The organism is Pseudoalteromonas sp. 0303 (assembly GCF_013349995.1).
GTDB lineage: Bacteria > Pseudomonadota > Gammaproteobacteria > Enterobacterales > Alteromonadaceae > Pseudoalteromonas.
The window spans coordinates 1-220 of record NZ_JABVXF010000213.1; the positions used below are offsets into that span (position 1 = coordinate 1).

Genomic DNA, 220 nt, shown 5'->3' on the forward strand with positions numbered 1-220 from the left:
CGGGTAACGAAGGTAGCGATACAGAAACAGGCACCATCGATGTGACGGCACCAACGATGACCATCGATGCGCCAGCGTTGACCAACGACAATACACCGACAGTCACTGGTACCTCAGACTTAGCCAATACCTCACTTGCAGTGACCTTTACAGATGCCAATGGCACCAGTCATACCGTGACGGTCACTACCGATGCTTTAGGTAACTGGAGTGCCGAAGC

The 220-nt window shown here is 52.7% G+C and carries 1 pseudogene; it reads left to right on the forward strand.

From position 1 onward, the window contains the following. Window positions 1-220: pseudogene (locus tag HUS62_RS23760) on the forward strand (RTX toxin); the annotation flags it as partial.